The sequence below is a fragment of the Leptonema illini DSM 21528 genome (assembly GCF_000243335.1).
Classification (GTDB): Bacteria; Spirochaetota; Leptospiria; order Leptospirales; family Leptonemataceae; genus Leptonema; species Leptonema illini.
Map to the genome: position 1 here is coordinate 2,427,451 of NZ_JH597773.1, position 17,578 is coordinate 2,445,028.

Sequence of the window (17,578 nt, forward strand, 5' to 3'; positions counted from 1 at the left end):
GTACATCATATCTATGAAACGTTTTATGAAAAAGATCCTCATTCCCATCGACGGCTCTGAAAGCTCGAAAAAGGGATTGGAGATGGGTTTATCGATCGCTGAATCCGCAGGAGCCAGCGTTACCGTTCTCGAAGTCATCGAGGAGTTTGGTCCGCTTCCTGGCTACTATGAGGCTCCTCCGGCAAACGTCAATCGAGTGAAGTGGGTATCAGAGCAGCGATTCGAGAAGGTTCACGACCCGCTCGATAAAACCAAGGTTAAATGGGATCGCCGCGTCGAAGAAGGCTATGCCGCCGAAACCATCGTGCGTATCGCCGAAGAAGGAAAATACGACCTCATCGTTATCGGCAGCCGTGGTATGAACTTTTTAGGCCGTTTCCTGCTTGGTTCCGTGTCGGATCGCGTCGTGCATCACGCTCCGTGCAGCGTTCTCGTAGTCCGCTGAGCTTTAGCCGCTCCGACTATTGCTATTGTTCTATCGTAATTTCAAGAAACACAAGAGGAGAATTTCATGATCAAGGTTGGCATCAACGGCTTCGGCCGCATCGGTCGGATGGTATTTCGCGCCGTTGTCGAGCAGAATCGCAACGTAGAGATCGTCGGTATTAACGACCTTCTCGACGCCGAGTACATGGCATACATGCTTCGCTATGACTCCACACACGGCCGTTTCACCGGCGACGTTAAAGTAGAAGGCGGACAGCTGATCGTAAACGGCAAGAAGATTCGCGTTACCGCCGAATCCGATCCCGCAAATCTGAAATGGAACGAGATCGGCGCCGAGTATGTTATCGAGTCGACAGGCCTTTTTACGACGCTTGAGAAGACGCAGGCCCATCTGAAGGCCGGTGCGAAAAAGGTCGTTATCTCGGCTCCGTCGGCCGACGCTCCGATGTTCGTCATGGGCGTAAACCATTCATCTTACAAAAACGACATGGACATCGTCTCGAATGCAAGCTGCACGACGAACTGTCTGGCTCCGATCACGAAGGTGATCAACGATCGCTGGGGCGTTGAAGAAGGCCTCATGACGACCGTGCATGCCGTAACGGCGACGCAGAAGACGGTCGACGGCCCTTCGAAGAAGGACTGGAGAGGCGGTCGCGGCGCCTATCAGAACATTATCCCCTCCTCCACCGGAGCGGCAAAGGCCGTCGGCAAGGTCATTCCCGAGCTTGCAGGCAAGCTTACCGGCATGTCTTTTCGCGTACCGACGTCTAACGTTTCGGTCGTCGACCTTACCGTGCGCCTGAAAAAGCCGGCGAAGTACGAAGACATCTGCAAGGCCATGAAAGAGGAGTCTGAGGGAGCGATGAAAGGCGTTCTCGGTTATACCGATGAAGAGGTCGTATCAAACGACTTCCTGCACGACGCCCGCACCTCGATCTTTGATGCGAAGGCCGGCATCCAGCTTTCTGACACCTTCGTTAAGGTTGTGAGCTGGTATGATAACGAATGGGGCTATTCCTGTAAGGTCGTCGATCTCGTCGAGTATATGAATACGAAGAAATAATCTGACAGGACAACACATCTACGAAGGCGGGCGCAATCCCGCCTTTTTTGCGCCATAACCGACTAAACCGTATTAACACGAGGAAACCGCATGGATTATTCAAAGATCAAAAATATCGATCAGATCGACGTAAATGGTAAACGCGTACTGATCCGAGTCGACTTCAACGTGCCCGTAAAGGGCGGAGTCGTCACCAACGACCTGCGCATCCGTGCCGCTCTGCCGACGATTGAATCGCTCTTGAAGCGAGGCGGACGTCTGATTCTCGTCTCGCATCTCGGCCGTCCTAAAGGCAAGGTCGACGCACAGTACAGCATGAAGCCCGTACAGGAGGCCCTTGCGAAGCTTGTTTCTGTTCCCGTGCATTTCTGCGAAACGATCGAATCGCTGAAAGGGGCGTCAGAATCGCTGAAACCAGGCGAGATCCTGCTTTTCGAGAACATCCGTTTTTATGCAGGCGAAGAGAAAAACGATCCCGATCTTTCGGCGAAGCTTGCTGAAGCGGGCGACGTCTATGTTAACGACGCCTTCGGTACGGCGCACAGAGCACATGCCTCCACCGAGGGGGTGGCCAGGCTTCTCCGTCCGGCCGTATGCGGCTACCTCATGAAGAAAGAGCTCGATTTTCTCGGCAAGGCCGTGAGCCATCCCGAGAAGCCCTATGTGGCCATCATCGGCGGAGCGAAGATCTCGGGTAAGATCGACGTGATTGAGAACCTGGCCTCAAAGGTCGACCATCTGCTGATCGGCGGCGCCATGATGTTTACGTTCAACAAGGCAAAAGGACTGCCGACGGGTAAATCGCTTGTCGAAGAGGATCGCGTCGAGATGGCGAAGGACCTGCTGGCGCGCTTCGGGCAGACGATCCTCTTGCCCACGGATTGCATGGTCTCGACGAGCTTCGATTTCGAGAAGATGACGGTCGGGCCTTTAAAATCGGTGGCCGTTGACGCTCTCGGCTCCGACGACATCGGACTTGATATCGGCCCCGACACGATTGCACGGTATCGTGATCTTCTTCTTTCGGCTCGCACGGTCGTCTGGAACGGACCGATGGGTGTGTTCGAGGTCGATAGCACGGCTAAAGGCACATTCGCTCTTGCCGATGCGTTAGCCGAAGCGACATCAAAAGGTGCGACGACGGTGATCGGCGGCGGGGATTCGGCGGCAGCCGTCGAGAAGGCCGGTCTTGCCGACCGCGTATCGCACGTATCGACGGGCGGAGGCGCTTCGCTGGAATTCCTTGAAGGCAAAGAGCTACCTGGGGTTGCGGCGCTCGATCGCAACTGATGCGGCGACAGATACGGCCAGCAAAGCCTGCCTCTCTCACAACGAGAGAACAAAAAACCCCGACCGGAAATGGTCGGGGTTTTTCTTTTTCCGGCTTGAGCCTGTCCGAGCCCTCTTCGGAGCAGGCGCCGCCTTCAATTGATCAAAGTAGCTCGCTTAACGTGGAACGGCCTTCTGTCCTTTTCTCGAATAGTCGATGGAAAGTCCGAGTACGCGGGCCGACTCCTGAGGAGCGTGAAAACCGGTGGAGTTCTCGGCTTCGACAAAGTCAAAGAGGAACTGCGCCTTGCGCTGGTAATCACGGGCCTGTGTCAGAGCGGCATCCGATGCGCCTTTATCGCGAGCCTTCTTGATATCCTGGATCAGATCGATCAGTGCATCAAAGGCGACGTTACGCAGCTGCCAGTGGCTATCCTGAATGACGTCGATGCGCTTCTGCAGCTGATCCTCGGGTAACGAATGGCATGTTCCGCACGATGCCTGCGTATTCATATACGGGCTTCGCACCTGGTGATCGCTGATCTTGGCGTTGCCCTCACGCTTGAACGGCATATGACAATCCGAACAGGTGACTCCGGAACGAGCATGAATGCCCTGAGAGAACATCTCGAACTCAGGATGTTGCGCCTTCAATGTCGGAGCGCCGGTCTCTTTATGCGTCCAGTCTTTGAATCCAACCTTGTCGTAGTAAGCGAGAATCTGATCGGCCTTGAGTCCTTCGGACCACGGATACGTCAGGGTCTTTTCCTGACCTTTAAAATAATACTCCACGTGGCATTGAGCACAGACATAAGTGCGCATCTCCTGACGGGTCGCATCTCTGTTCACGTCATAGTCCTTGATGCCCTGCGTCGCCTTAAAGGCCTTGAGGCCTTCCATCAGCGCCGGTCGGGTAACGCGTAGAGACATATCGGTGGCGTTATGACAGTCGATACAGGCGACGGGATGATCGACATGCTCTTTTACCTCGACGTATTTCATGGCGTTCATCTTATGAAAGCCGTCGATGATGTCGCCGTTGCCCAGCTTCTTCATGGCGCCATAGGTGGAGGCATGGCAGTTCACACAGGTGCCAGGCTGACCGACCTTCTGGCGCTCGGTGTAGATCTGGTCTTCAAGCATGTAGGCATGCCCGCGCTCTTCACGAAAATCCTTCGAGAAGGCGTAGCCCGCCCACATCGTCACAAGCCGCGGATCTTCGTGCAGCTTCGACTGAGCCACCACCGATCGCGGATCGGCCTCAGTCGGCGTATGAGGCATGGCCTCGCTACCGCCGTAACGCGTGCGACGCATGTCGGCCGTTTTCAGGTAATCTTCGTATTGCATGGGGAAGTTCTTTCCCCAGATGGCCGGATCATTTGTGTCGTCGGTGATTTCAACGACGCGAAAAAACGCATGCCGCGCCTGCTCTCTTTTCGAGACGATGTCGACAAGCAAGTACGATAGCAAGCCTCCAACAACAAACCCGAGCACCGTCGTGATGAAAAAACGACGGTTCCGATGTTCGGGATCATTGTAGAAAGCGGTGAGACGATCGAGGAACTGTTTCATTTTAGCTCTCCTGCTTTTCTTTTTTTATTTCCGTTCGAGATGAGGTTTTCCCGTTTCCCGTTTCTGGACTCTTTCTCAGTGACCGGCGTTCTGATGACATCCAAGGCAGTTGATGGCATCGCGGTGCTCGGTCGTAGCCGCTTTGTAAAAAAGGTCTCCATGACAATTCAAACAGGCCTTCTCGGCGATTGCGCGATTCCTGTCGTTCACGCGAATCGGTTCGGGATAGCGGCCCGTTGTAAATGCCCAGGAGTGATTGAAGCCGTTCAGCGCCTTTGTCAGATACTTTCCTGCAAAGCCTGGCGGCGTGTGACAGTCGTTGCATTGAGCTGCCTGCCTGTGCAGCCCCGTTACCCATCCGGTGTATTGCTCCTGCATGACATGACAGTTCGTGCAGGCTTCGCTCCGATCAGAAAGATAGGAGTATCCCTTCGCGTACACGAAGGTATAGAAGCCAAGTCCAAGAACCAGTCCGGCCATTACGGGCAGGGCAATGAATTTTAAAGGGATTGAGCCCATGCTGCCGTGATTCTGACACTTCGTTCAGAATATGCAACCCTTTTTTGGATTTAACAGTCATGGACTCGGATTTTACTTGAGAATCACATCCACACGTGCAGGATATACCCGCCCAGGGTAACCCTGACCATCGCTGTTTGCTCCACTACGGAAAAGCAAACCGGCTCAGGTCTTCTTTAATAGGAAGATAATCGTTAATGATCTCTAACTATACATAATGCGAAGACCCGATGCCAGAGATAATGTATCGATTCATATACTGGAAGATATCAACTTTTTTTTCTGCTCTTCCAGGGAATGTCAGTGGTTCCGGCAAGATGGTTGGCAAATCGCGCGGCAACAAATAGATAGTCAGACAAGCGATTGACGTATTTCAGAGCACCAGCCAGAACAAGCTCGGGACGTTCTTCGTGTACCGATGTCATCTGTCTTTCAAGACGGCGACAGACGGTACGTGCCAGATGTAAAAACGATGCAGCCGTCGTTCCTCCTGGTAGAATAAAGGACTTCATCGGCTCCAGTTGATCGTTCATACGATCAATGGCCAGCTCAAGAGCATGCACGTCGGCCTCTTCGATGACGGACACTCCGGCGTCGCGATAATAACCGGCCAGCTCCGCTCCCAGTTCAAAGAGCAGGCACTGTTGCTCTTGCATTTCGCGAAGCAGCTGTCGGCGCTCCTCACCCGGCTCATCGCCGACGATGCGCGAAGTTACAAGGCCGAGCACGGCGTTCAACTCATCGGCCGTACCGTACATCTCCACGCGCAGATCATGCTTGGGTACGCGCTCTCCGGTAGCCAGGCCTGTCATGCCTCCATCGCCTTTCTTTGTATAGATCTTCATCTCTTCCTCCTTTAGATCAGCGCTCGCAGCCTTTTCGCGGCTTTCGAGACAGGTTTCGCATATGTTTCAATCGCTCTCAGTCATCTCCCGCTTTTGCAAGCGTCGCCGCCACCTGCCCGGCAACCACTTGAACCGGCAACGCCGCATCAATGATCACCGCACTGGCCGGCAATACTTCTCTGTAGGCGTCTCTGATGCGACGCCAGCGATCAGGCCTTTCAAAGACCTCACGATCGCCCGAGCGGGCCTGCATGCGCGCGAAGGCCGTCTTCTCATCGATATCAAGAAAGATGAGCAGATCGGGACGCGGAAAGTCTGCAAACTCAGCAAGTACGCCTTTCGGGCCGATATCGGCAAAGGCGCCCTGATAGGCGGCGGTTGAATAAAGATAACGGTCCTGAACGACGATCTCGCCGCGAGAAAGGGACGGCCGCACAAAGGTTTGCAGATTCACCTCGCGATCGGCACGGAAAAGCCTGATCCACTCCCGGAACTCCGTGGGCTCATCGGAGGAGAGTCGCTTGCGTATTTCAAGGCCCGTTTCCAGCGAGGTGGGCTCGCGAAGAAAGACGACGGTACGGCTTCGCAGACGATCGACGGCCGACCGGGCCTCTTCGACGACCGGTACCGCTCCCTGAATCCAGTCTGAGAGGACTTGCAGAGCGGTCGTTTTCCCGGCGCCATCCATGCCTTCGACGACGCAGAAAAGACCTTTTTTTCGAACGTTCATGAGAAATGTATTTACCTGATTCTGCTGCGATGCTACTGGTTCCTGGCCCCGGCAATCTGCAAGGAAAACAATATGGAAAATCGAGCCCTTCAAGAACTCTGGAATCAACCGACCAGAAAGCGAAGCATCGGAAAGCTCGTATACGAAATCCTCTTCGTAACCGTCGCCGTCATCAACTATATTCTGCTGCTTTTTGATGCCCTGTATCTTTATAAGATGCCCTACTTTCGCATGACGATGCGCGACGTGCTTCTCAGGCAGGCTCCGGCCATCGTTGAGACCTACGATTCCGTAAAAGGCATTCAGCCGCATCGCTTCACCGTCGCCTACGAGAACGACTACAGAGCGCTGAAGATCGCCTTCGAAGATCTTGCCACGGCTCCTCTGCTTGAGCGGCCGGCAAGAGAGCAGCGCATCACCGAACTGCTTGCCTCGCTTACCGAGCACAGCCGCGACATGATCGATCGCCGCGGCGTCGATAGCCACTTCTATCTCGCCGAAAAGGACGGTGTGCTTGAAATGGTGAAGAACATCATTCGCGAGCATCTTCCGAACGAAGAGAATTCGGCAAAGCAGGGCTTCGCGCATTTCTTCAGTCGCGAGAATCTAACCGATGAACGCCGGGCCGACGAATTTGCCTTCTTCGAGAAAGAGATCCTGCCTCTCATGCAGGAAAACTACTTTCGCTGGATCGGTGAAGACGGCGAGAAGACCGATTACTTCTATCGCATCGATCGCTGGTTCGTTCTCTTCTTTCTTATAGACTTCCTGTTCCGCTGGGCAGGCGCCATTCGCGGCCGGGCTTACCGACGCTGGTATCTCTTTCCCGTGCATCATTTTTACGAGATCGTTATGCTGTATCCGCCGCATTATTCGGCCGCCCTGCGTCTTCTGCGTATCATTCCCATCTATCTGCGTATGAAGCGGAATCGCTTTATTCCCGACGATGGTCTGATGCCGAACATCATTCATGATAACGCGCAGATCATCGCCGCCGAGATTTCTGGCCTTGTCGCATTAAACATCCTCGACCAGGCAAAGAGCTCTCTCGAAACGAGCGGACGCCTGAACCTCTCGCCGGGCACGACCGAGGCCGTCGAAAAGCTGCTGGCCGCCCGCATGGATCAGTTCAGCCGGCGTGTGATGCCCGAGATCGAGCCGCAGATCACCGAGATGGTACAGTACTCGATCAACCGTGCGATGGAGCCTTATCTTTTATCGCCGCTGGGCCCTGTCATCCGCCTTGTTTTGCTGAACGTGCATGCGACGATTCGCGAAGGCCTGGAGGCAGCCTTCTCCGGACCCGAGGGTACGGAACGTCTCAGTCGCATTCTCCAGAAGGCGACACATGAGCTGCTTATGAGTCTTACCGACGCTCAATCGCAGGAGTCGCTTATTCGCGATATCACAATCTTTCTCGATCGTTTCAAGAAGGACCTCGAAGAGCAGATGCAGCGCTGAAAGGCGCTCCGAGCATTGACTCTGGCCGACTCGCCGCTCGCCCTTTCCTCTCATCGAAAAAGGAATGCCTGCAAAGCGGCCCGTGAGTTCCTGAACTCATGAGCCGCGACCTCTTCTCGCCAGCCGCTCCGCTGCCCGAACGCCTTCGCCCCGATCGCATGTCGGATTTTCAGGGACAGTCCGACCTCGTGCAGAGGCTACAGAAGGCCCCTCTTCATTCCATGATCCTGTACGGTCCGCCTGGCTGCGGCAAGACGACCCTTGCCCGCCTTCTTGCAAGGAATTCGGGCCGTCCCTTTCATCTGCTCTCAGCGGTGTCGTGTGGTATCAAAGAGGTGCGCGAGATCATCGATAAAGGGCGCCAGGGCGGAGGCGTGATCCTCTTTCTGGACGAGATCCATCGCTTTAATAAGAGCCAGCAGGACGCCCTGTTGCATGCCGTCGAAGACGGGTCGGTTCTATTAATCGGCGCCACAACGGAGAATCCATCGTTCGAGGTCATCGGTCCGCTGCTTTCGCGCTGTCAGGTTTATCGTTTGAAGGCTCTTGATGAAGAGCAGCTTGAGGCCATCCTCGAACGCGGCCTTTCAGAATGCGAACGCGTAGCCGGACGCCCCATCGATCGCACGCTTTTTCGCGAGCATGTGCGCGAGCCTCTTCTCGAAGCGGCCGGTGGCGATGCGCGCAAGATGCTGCGCTTTCTCGAACTTCTTGTTGAAGAGGCTCGATCTTCAGAGAGGGCGAGCACTCAGCATGATGACAGTGCAGCGGCAGCCATCGCCATTACCGAAGAGCACGTGAAGTCCGTTCTTTCCGGCAGGGTGCGGCTCTATGACCGGCAGGGCGAGAACCACTTCGACTATGTGAGCGCCTTCATCAAATCACTTCGCGGATCTGATCCCGATGCAGCCCTTCTTTATCTGGCCGTTATGATCGAAGGCGGCGAAGATCCGCTTTTCATCGCCCGCCGAATGATCATCTTCGCGTCCGAAGATATCGGCAACGCATCGCCGACAGCGTTAACCATGGCCGTTTCGACCTTTCAGGCTCTGGAGCGCATCGGTATGCCCGAAGGCCGCATCGTGCTCGGTCAGTGCGCCACCTTTCTCGCCGCCTCGCCGAAAAGCAACGCCTCGTATGTGGCGATCAACGAGGCCCTTGCGCGGGTAAGCGGCCGACGCATTCCCGTTCCCGATCATCTGCGCAACGCACCGACGGCGACGCATAGAGCGGAGGGAGCGGGACGTGGTTATCAATATCCTCATGACTTTCCGGGGCACTTCGTCGAAGAGAATTACTTTCCCGAGGGAGAAAAACGCCAGTTTTACAGGGCCTCACGACAGGGACAGGAGGCCCGTATCGCCGATCGATTGCAGTATCTCTTCCCGGAACGCCGTTATCCGGCAGCGCCGCAGATGCCGAAAGATCGCCCCTCCAGCTCCGGGGCCGATGCTTCTTCTGCCGACGAGAAATCAGCGGCCGACGAATGAGAGGGCATGCGCTTATTGGAGCGGCCAGGACTGAAAGCTCTGATACGATCAGAGACCCAGCATACTTCTGTACAGGCGTAAGTTCTCGTCGTCGAAACAGCAGAAGATTACATGCAGCGAATCGGCCGTCGCCAGAAAATCCTGAACGGCCTTCACGGCGATTTGAGCGGCCTCTTCTTTCGGATAACCATAAACGCCCGTGCTGATATTCGGGAAGGCGACGCTGTGCAGCCCGTTTTCAACGGCAAGCTTGAGCGAGCTTTTATAGCATGATGCAAGAAGAGCGGCCTCGCCCTGCGAACCGCCTCTAAAAATCGGGCCCACCGTATGAATGACATGCCTGGCCTTGAGACGGTAACCGCCCGTTATACGAGCCTCGCCGGTCGGGCATCCGCCCAGGGTGCGGCATTCCGCCAGAAGCTCGGGCCCGGCAACTCTATGAATGGCGCCATCCACTCCTCCGCCGCCAAGCAAAGAGCTGTTCGCCGCATTCACGATAGCATCGACGTCAAGCTTCGTGATATCTCCCTGTAGAACGTCGATCTTCATGCTTCTTCTCTGTACAGGCCGACATGCTTGATGTAGGCGAAGACGGACTGCGGCAGGCATGCCTTCAGCTGCTCGAATCCGGCGCCCGTAGCGATGGCCTGACGCAGATACGTTGAGGAGCAGGCAGGCGGCTCAAACGGTATCAAATAAACGTTTGCGACGGGAAAGAATCCCTGAAGCCGGCGGCGCCAGCTCTGCACCTGCGCATCGTCGATGCCGGCGCGATAAACGACATAGAGCGGAACACGTCCGAGAATCCAATCGGCCTCTTTCCATTGATCGAAGGATTCGAGGCTATCGGCTCCGATTAGGAGGGCCGTATCTATGCCGTCGTCGAGGCTCTGAAGCGTCTCGGCCGTATAACTCGGGCCCGGACGACGTAGCTCGGCATCCGAGATAGCGATGCGGGCCTGAAGATCATCCGAAAGGCCCTGCACGGCCAGCTCAAGCATCTTGAGTCGATGCTCTGCCGGCGCATACTGCCCGGTCCCCTTGAAAGGAGACCGCCCGGCCGGCATGAGCAACACGGAGCGGGCCAGATCATGTTCGATCACATAGCGGATCAGTGCGAGATGACCGAGATGAACGGGGTTGAACGAACCGCCATAGAGCATGCGGCCCGCCGGCGGCGGAGTCTTCAACGCATCGCCGCCTCGTAGAATCGAAAGAAGCCTCTCTTTCATCAGCTTCGGATCTGGCCCTCACCCGACATCACATACGTCGTCGTCGTCAGATCTCGCACGCCCATCGGACCGCGCACATGCAGTCGCCCGGTGGAGATGCCTACCTCGGCCCCCATGCCCATCTGCCCGCCATCGTGAAAGCGAGTCGAACAGTTCACAAAGACGGCGGCCGAATCGACCATACGCTCAAAGCTGCGCGCAGATTCAAGGCTCCGCGTCAGGATGGCCTCGGAATGACCACTGCCATATTTATAGATGAAATCTACGGCCTGCTCCAGCGAATCGACTATTTTCACAGAAAGGCGTTCGTCCAGATACTCCGATCCGTATTCCAGATCGGCGTCGGTCATTTTTTCAACAGAGGGGTAAATGGCATGGCTGCGCTCGCATCCGATCAGGCGGGCCCCTCTGAGAGCAAGGCCGGCCAGCAGCTGCTCCGTATAAGGAAAACGCGAATGCACAAGCAGATTCTCGATCGCGTTACAGACAGAAGGCCGCTGTAGCTTTGCGTTAGCCGCCACCTCAATGGCCTGATCGAGATCGGCGCTTTCGTCGATAAACATCGTACAGACGCCTTTATCATGCTTCACGACGGGGATGCGCGTATTCTGCGAAACAAAGCGGATCAGCCCTTCGCCGCCGCGCGGAACGACAAGATCAATACGATCGTCACGCTCCAGCAGAGCAAGCATGCAGGCACGATCCGTCTCTTCGACGAGCTGCAAAACGCCCGAAGGCAATCCGCATATCTCAATCGCCTCGACGAAAATGCGATAGAGGGCGACATTCGAGTGAAAGGCCTCTTTGCCTCCGCGAAGAATGGCCGCATTTCCGCTTTTGATGCAGAGCGCTCCGACGTCGACGGTGACGTTCGGGCGGGATTCATACACCGTGAAAACGACGCCAAGCGGAACGCGCTTCTGCACCATCTGCACGCCGCTCACAAGCGTCTGCCCGCGAATCACCTCGCCGACAGGATCGGCAAAGGCGGCAATCTCGCGCACCGCCTTCGCCATAGCGACGATACGCGGAACGTCAAGGCGCAGACGATCCTTCATCGCCGACGACATGCCCGACGATACGGCCGCCTCAAGGTCAAGGGCGTTCGCCGTCAGTATGTCCTTCTGCCGCTCATCGGTTTCAAGCAGCTCTGCAAGTTTTATGAGGATGCCATTTCGTGTGGCAGTGTCGGCCTGACGTATATGGCGAAAGGCATGCCGGGCGTCGGCCGTCAGATCATCGACATACGGCCGGAATGATGCCACCGTTTCGTCGGTCATGGTTTGCATGGTCATCCTCCTGAACCTGAAATAAGACGATTTCTCTATCAGAGCCCGCAACAAAACTGGATCTGATAAAACGAAAACGCCTTATCCCCTGTCCTCTGCAATGATTTCTGTGTCAACGAGTTCAGGATTTAGCCGTCGAGGCCAGCTCCTGTAACTCGCTGTGCACCTGCTGTTCGTCGCGTTCGAAATTGGCCATGATGTAGATCCAGATAAGCGAGCACGGAATCCAGAAAAGAATCGAGATCGAAAGCGCCAGGGTGCGATCGGGAATCATGGTCAGGAACAGGGCGCTGATCGCAGGCCCGAGTCCGCGACCGAGGTCGTCGGTCAGGTTATAGACGGCAAAGACGGCGCTGCGATTGCGCGGCGAGTTCGTATTGATAAGGATGGCGCGCACGTTTGAGCCCGTCAGACTGATAAGAAAGCCCGTTCCGATATTGAGAACGATAAAGAGCGGCGTATTCACGATAGAATCGGCCTGAAGCAGATACAGCGACGGAAAGACGCCGAGAAAGGTCGTCACGCCGCAGAAGATCGGCTGTAGCTTTTTATTGCGGTTATACAGCCACTGGCCGATGATGCCGCCGAAAAAAGTGCCTGCGAAGACGCCGACGGCGGCAAGCGTCACAAGACCGGCCGCCTCGTCTTTCGCAAAGGAGTAGTGACGTTCGTAGTAGTCCATCATAAACGTGAAAAAGACGCCCCAGGGAACGGTGCCCGGAATGCCCTGTAAGAAGATACCGAGGTTCGTCTTGCTGCTGAGCACGGCCCGCAGATCCTTCATCGTGAAGCGGTGCGCTTCCATCGAAAGATCTTCGGCGATGCCTTCAAGCTCCTTCTCTGCTCCGCCACGCACGGGCTCCGGACAGAACAGCCAGTACACAAGGGCGAAGAGAAAAGACGGAGCGGCCACGACGATGAAGCTCGTCCGCCACCCGTTTATCGGATCGGCCTGGCCGAGAGTGCCGCCCACAAGCTGACCGACGCCGATGCCCAGGCCCATGGCCAGCGAGAGATAGCCGGCGGCGACGGCACGGTGACGGCTTGTGAAATAATCCCCCAGAACCGAGAAGAGAAGCGGGAATACGCCGCCAAGACCGAATCCGGTTAACGTGCGCAGAATGGCGAATTCGGTGAAGGTCGTGGCGAATCCTGAAAGAAGGCACGTGCCCTCGCCCAGCACCAGGGTAAAAAGCAGAAGGTTCTTGCGCGAATAACGCTGCGACAGATAACCCATGCTGAGCGAAACCGCTCCACCCAGTATGAAGAAGAGAACGGGGATAACGCCGCCCAGATACCAGTCGACATCGGCATCGGTATTCAGACCGAGGGAGCGGCCGATATTCTGCAGATTGGGAGCGATCAGGTTTTGATCGGCGAAGAGGAAGAAGGCGATGGCTGACACCATCCAGAAGGCAAGAATACCCCGCCATCCGTGTTTTTTTAGATCGCCCAGACCGATGTAGTCCAGGGTCGTTTTCTTTTGCATGAAACCCTCCGGCTTAGACCGTGCTTTTCTATTTTGATTCTGTCACTATCGACGCATGTTTCGCTGGCGCAAACCTTCAATCAAAGACGCTCACCGGACCGCGCAGTTCGCGCCGCTTTCAGGGCGTCCGTTACAGGGGCATTTCGAGGAAAACAGGCATCGCGACTGTGAGCAGAAGAGCATGCGCGGTGATCCAGCGCAAGCGTTTTCCGGGCCGCGGAGGGTACGGCCCCCCGTTGCCACAGAATTCGTCCGACCGGATGCTGGTTAGCAAGAGAGGGCAGAGGCAGGCAAGATAAAGCCAGGAGACCACGGAAACACAGAGAGAATGAACGACGGAGGGAGGTCAGAAGGCGGGAACTGGGTAACAGCAATGCATCATCACTTCTGGTAGCTCACTGCTAAAGAGATTTCGGAAAAATCCTTTTGACCGCGAAAAGCGCGAATTACGCGAACCTTGAATACTGGGATCACAGGGACATCCGGTGCAGGCAACAGGTGAAGCGTAAAGATTCATTTGCTTCAATCCATGCTCTGGTTTTCTTTCGCGCTTTTCGTGTATTTCGCGGTTAACAAATTCTTTCTTTTCTTTCTTCCTGCGTGCCTCCGTGATTCACCCTCTTATGCCTTTCCTTGAAGCGAAGATAGAGCAGAAGAAACAACCAGTGAGACACGGAGGTTAATAATGGCGGGCTTCACTGAGTTTCTGTCGGATTCGCTTGAAGACTTCCTCGGTTGGAATTCCTTCTACCTTACCATCTTCAAATTCCTTCCACCGACGTCTGGCTTCTGCAAGCCAGGCTTTTTTAACCTCTGGATCCACCTCTTTCATTTCAAGACCGAGCTCGATTGCCAGGATCTCTTTATCTTCCGGGCTGAGTTCGTTCACAATCTGCCGGGCTTCGTCCAGTGTCCTTGCCATCTTCGCCACCTCGTCTCCAATAGAATCATTTTTTCAGCATCTTCGTCCATTCATTTTTCTGAGGCTCTCGCGGCTTCAGCTTCGCCCATACCGGGCATTTAACAGGCAACGCGCTGAAACAGGGTCATGGCTGACGACCTTAACTGAGATACTGGAACGTTCTCCGTGTTTGACGCACCAGAGAATAAAGGGATTAATCCACCGAAAAGACGCCCACACTACCATCCTCTCTCATGAAACGTTTCACCAGTCTGCGGACTTTGCTACTCATCATAAAGCAAAAGAGCCTGCTCATCACAGGCTCTTATCGATCTATCAAGGCATGTTCTGCTTCTGCTGTTCCATCAGCTCTTTGTTTTTGCGGATCTGCTCGACGACGGTTTCGAAGCTCTTCTGCTTTTCTTTTTCAAAGCGCTCGAAGATGGCGAAGCGCTGTTTTTCGTAGGCGTCCAGAACGCCCTGCACCAGTTCTTTGCCATCCGATACGACCTTGTTGCCGGCCTCGCAATCGACGCTTCGCGAACCGGTCGCATCGCTGACGTTGACGACGCCTTCATCAACAAGCACCGATGATTGTTCGGCATTTGCATCGACGATGAACTCCGTTCCGCGCACGCCGGCGATGGCCGTCGGAGCATGCACCGTCAGATTCAGGTCTTTGCCCGATTCCTTCGACGCCTTACCAAGAAGGGTGCCGTTATTGAGGCGCAGGGCCAGCGTCGATCCTTTCTCGTCGCGGGCGATACCCTCGATGACAAGTGAAGAATTGGCGGCCACCTTTACAAGTACGCCCGACGAGAGCTGCAGGCTGAGCTCGCCGCCCGCTCCCGTTCTGATCTCGTCTTTCTCCTGGATCAGATCCTTCACCTTTGCCGGCTGCACCTTTCCGTTTCTAACAAGCGAGGCATCGCCTTTCTTGAAGACGACAAGGGCAAGTTTAACTGGATCGGCCTGTAGAGGCAGGGCGGCAATCATCGCCGCCGACAGGATAAGCGCCTGCAAGTATTTCATTTTCATTTTTCTCTCCTCGTATTGGCTGCCTGTGCAGCGCCTTTCTCTATTCCGGCCATCCACTCGAATGCCGCAATTCCTTAGACAGTAAAAACCGGGCAGAGTTCATTACAGACAATCTGAAAAACCGACATCCGCGCTGGCTTTTTTGCGAGTGACTTCTGAAGTCCGACATCAGAAGTCTTTTGCCAGCCGCTCATACTCATCGAGACATTCGGCATTGGCAAGGGATTCCCGATTCGTCACCGGCCTGCTCTCGAAAATATTGCGCACGGCAATCTCCACCTTCTTCATATTCCTCGTATAAGGAATCTCTGTCACCGAAAAAATATGATCGGGAACATGACGCGGAGATGCCTTCTCTTTCAGCTCTCGTTTGATCTTCGTACGCAGCTCATCATCAAGCGTATGCGATCCGCGAAGCGTCACAAAGAGCATCACGCTCACCTCACCTTTCAGCGACGGACCGATCACCAGGCTATCGGCGATCTCGGGGATGCCGTCGACGACGCGATAGAGATCGGCCGTTCCGATTCTCACCCCTCCCGGATTCAGCGTTGCATCGGATCTTCCCTGGATGCGGAACCCGCCGCTCTCTGTGCGAATGATAAAATCGCCATGCCGCCATACGCCGGGAAAGGTCTCGAAGTAGGCCGCCTCATAGCGGCTGCCATCTTCATCGTTCCAGAAGAACAGCGGCTGCGAAGGAAAAGGCTTGCGACAGATCAGCTCGCCTTCTTTTCTCGGTGGCTGCGACAGGCATTCTTCGTTTACGACATCGACATCCATTCCAAGGCCGGCGCACTGGATCTCGCCGCGATGCACGGGCAGAAGCGGATTGCCGAGCACAAAGCATCCGTTCAGGTCGGTGCCTCCGCTGATCGAGCAGAGCTGCACGTCGGATTTAATGCGCCCATAAACGAAATCAAACTGCTCGGGAAGAAGCGGCGATCCCGTCGAAAGGATCGAACGCATAGACGTCAGATCCAGCCCCGTTAAGTCAAACTCCGATCGTTCGAGGGCGGCAAGATAACCGGCGCTTGTTCCAAAAACGTTAACCCGCGCATCGGCGGCCATCTTCCAGAGCACGTTTGCATCGGGCGTAAACGGATGCCCGTCATACAGAACCGGCGTGGCGCCCACAGCGAGCGAAGAAGCCAGCCAGTTCCACATCATCCATCCGCATGTAGTGAAGTAGAAGATGCGCTCCTCTGCTTTCAGATCGGTATGCAGCATCAATTCTTTCAGATGATTGAGAAGAACGCCGGGACCCTGCACCATACACTTCGGAAGCCCCGTGGTTCCCGACGAATACATGATATATACGGGATGCGAGAACGGCAGACGATGAAAGACAGGAAGATCCTGCTCGGCTAACGTCATGGGAATCGTCGCGGGCGTTGGCGCTTCGCCGGTCGATCCGGCCACTGGCTTAGCTGCCGGCACAGGCTCTATAAAGTCGCCGAACGGACTTTCAGGGTTATCCAGAGACACGACAATCGTGCGCCTCAGATCGGGCAATCCGGCGACGATCTGATCGAGCTCGGATCTTTTATCGACGATGCGTCCCCGGTAGAGCACGGCATCCGCTGCGAAAAGCAACGTCGGGCGAATCTGCTGAAAGCGATCGAGCACGGCCCGTGCCGCAAAATCCGGAGCGCTGCTTGAAAATACGGCACCGAGAGAAAGGGCGGCGATCATGATGAGCATCGTCTCGGGTATATTCGGCAGATAGGCGGCGATACGGTCGCCGGGCTGCACACCGGCCGCCTTCATGGCAAGCTGCAGACGCCGCACGGTAACGGCGATCTGTGCCGAGCTGAGCTCGCGACGCAGGCCATCCTCGCGATAAAAAAGCATGCGAGTGGTATGGCCGCGACCTTCACGACAATCGGCCATGATATGACGCATGAGGTTTTCGGCCATGTTGATACGCAGAGAAGGAAAGAAGCGCGTATCCTGAAATTTGCGCGCCGGCTGAATGGCAGGCTCGACATCGCCTTCGTAGATCAGCTCGGCGAAGTCAAGGAACTCACGCCAGAACTGATCCGTATGATCGACAGACCAGCGATAGAGCGACGGCCAGTCGTTTATCTGCGGGCTGCGTTTGATGTGCTCGATAAAATGATGAAGTTGCGTTTGCTCTATGTGTTGCGGCTTCCAGAGGATGGTCATGAACGTCTCCGGAACTCTGCTTACTTACGCGAGTGGACGACGCAAGCAGTTTTTTGAATAG

The 17,578-nt window shown here is 55.3% G+C and carries 16 protein-coding genes; 5 read left to right on the forward strand and 11 right to left on the reverse strand.

The genetic code is table 11. The features are described 5' to 3' along the window. Positions 1-13 precede the first annotated feature (13 nt). The 3 genes from LEPIL_RS11225 (at position 14) to LEPIL_RS11235 (ending at position 2,803) form a co-directional block, all read left to right on the forward strand. The gene (locus LEPIL_RS11225) at positions 14-445 is read left to right on the forward strand and encodes a universal stress protein (RefSeq protein ID WP_002772607.1); all 432 of its coding nucleotides are present in this window, start codon (positions 14-16) and stop codon (positions 443-445) included. 66 nt (positions 446-511) lie between these two features. Further along, positions 512-1,513 carry a type I glyceraldehyde-3-phosphate dehydrogenase gene (gene gap / locus LEPIL_RS11230; RefSeq protein ID WP_002772609.1) on the forward strand — a complete coding sequence of 334 codons (1,002 nt, stop codon included), beginning with the start codon at positions 512-514 and terminating at the stop codon, positions 1,511-1,513. 90 nt (positions 1,514-1,603) lie between these two features. Next, entirely contained in the window at positions 1,604-2,803 is a 1,200-nt protein-coding gene (locus LEPIL_RS11235) for a phosphoglycerate kinase (RefSeq protein WP_002772610.1), read from the forward strand. A 156-nt stretch (positions 2,804-2,959) separates the two neighbouring features. Here LEPIL_RS11235 and LEPIL_RS11240 read toward each other — a convergent pair whose 3' ends face one another. The 4 genes from LEPIL_RS11240 to tmk all read right to left on the reverse strand — a co-directional run bounded on the left by LEPIL_RS11240 (position 2,960) and on the right by tmk (position 6,448). Beyond that, positions 2,960-4,354 carry an ammonia-forming cytochrome c nitrite reductase subunit c552 gene (locus tag LEPIL_RS11240; RefSeq protein ID WP_002772611.1) on the reverse strand — a complete coding sequence of 465 codons (1,395 nt, stop codon included), beginning with the start codon at positions 4,352-4,354 and terminating at the stop codon, positions 2,960-2,962. Positions 4,355-4,429: 75 nt separating this feature from the next. Continuing rightward, positions 4,430-4,873, reverse strand: a complete 444-nt coding sequence (nrfH, locus tag LEPIL_RS11245; protein ID WP_002772612.1) for a cytochrome c nitrite reductase small subunit — start codon at positions 4,871-4,873, stop codon at positions 4,430-4,432. A gap of 269 nt (positions 4,874-5,142) precedes the next feature. Beyond that, complete coding sequence (locus tag LEPIL_RS11250; RefSeq protein WP_002772613.1) at positions 5,143-5,718, reverse strand: cob(I)yrinic acid a,c-diamide adenosyltransferase; 576 nt, start codon at positions 5,716-5,718, stop codon at positions 5,143-5,145. Between the two features lie 76 nt (positions 5,719-5,794). Further along, the gene (gene tmk / locus LEPIL_RS23475; protein WP_002772614.1) at positions 5,795-6,448 is read right to left on the reverse strand and encodes a dTMP kinase; all 654 of its coding nucleotides are present in this window, start codon (positions 6,446-6,448) and stop codon (positions 5,795-5,797) included. A gap of 72 nt (positions 6,449-6,520) precedes the next feature. On the opposite strand from tmk, the gene LEPIL_RS11260 reads away from it, so the two are divergent. After that, entirely contained in the window at positions 6,521-7,909 is a 1,389-nt protein-coding gene (locus LEPIL_RS11260; RefSeq protein ID WP_002772615.1) for a hypothetical protein, read from the forward strand. 98 nt (positions 7,910-8,007) lie between these two features. Continuing rightward, positions 8,008-9,399, forward strand: a complete 1,392-nt coding sequence (locus tag LEPIL_RS11265) for a replication-associated recombination protein A (protein WP_002772616.1) — start codon at positions 8,008-8,010, stop codon at positions 9,397-9,399. Positions 9,400-9,447: 48 nt separating this feature from the next. Here the strand turns inward: LEPIL_RS11265 and LEPIL_RS11270 are convergent, their stop codons facing one another. The 7 genes from LEPIL_RS11270 to LEPIL_RS11300 all read right to left on the reverse strand — a co-directional run bounded on the left by LEPIL_RS11270 (position 9,448) and on the right by LEPIL_RS11300 (position 17,517). Then, positions 9,448-9,948, reverse strand: a complete 501-nt coding sequence (locus LEPIL_RS11270; protein WP_002772618.1) for an O-acetyl-ADP-ribose deacetylase — start codon at positions 9,946-9,948, stop codon at positions 9,448-9,450. Then, complete coding sequence (gene nadD, locus LEPIL_RS22065) at positions 9,945-10,631, reverse strand: nicotinate (nicotinamide) nucleotide adenylyltransferase (RefSeq protein WP_002772620.1); 687 nt, start codon at positions 10,629-10,631, stop codon at positions 9,945-9,947. Before nadD ends, LEPIL_RS11270 begins: the two co-directional genes overlap by 4 nt. Then, on the reverse strand, positions 10,631-11,920 hold the full coding sequence (locus tag LEPIL_RS11280) for a glutamate-5-semialdehyde dehydrogenase (protein WP_002772621.1): 1,290 nt from the start codon (positions 11,918-11,920) through the stop codon (positions 10,631-10,633). The genes nadD and LEPIL_RS11280 overlap by 1 nt, the downstream gene beginning before the upstream one ends. 121 nt (positions 11,921-12,041) lie before the next feature. Continuing rightward, the gene (locus tag LEPIL_RS11285; RefSeq protein ID WP_002772622.1) at positions 12,042-13,409 is read right to left on the reverse strand and encodes an MFS transporter; all 1,368 of its coding nucleotides are present in this window, start codon (positions 13,407-13,409) and stop codon (positions 12,042-12,044) included. A 679-nt stretch (positions 13,410-14,088) separates the two neighbouring features. Then, positions 14,089-14,331, reverse strand: coding sequence for an addiction module protein (locus tag LEPIL_RS11290; protein WP_002772623.1), 243 nt, complete (start codon positions 14,329-14,331; stop codon positions 14,089-14,091). Positions 14,332-14,646: 315 nt separating this feature from the next. After that, positions 14,647-15,348, reverse strand: a complete 702-nt coding sequence (locus tag LEPIL_RS22070; RefSeq protein ID WP_002772624.1) for a FecR family protein — start codon at positions 15,346-15,348, stop codon at positions 14,647-14,649. A 168-nt stretch (positions 15,349-15,516) separates the two neighbouring features. Continuing rightward, positions 15,517-17,517 carry an acetoacetate--CoA ligase gene (locus LEPIL_RS11300; RefSeq protein WP_002772625.1) on the reverse strand — a complete coding sequence of 667 codons (2,001 nt, stop codon included), beginning with the start codon at positions 17,515-17,517 and terminating at the stop codon, positions 15,517-15,519. Between the last annotated feature and the right edge of the window lie 61 nt (positions 17,518-17,578).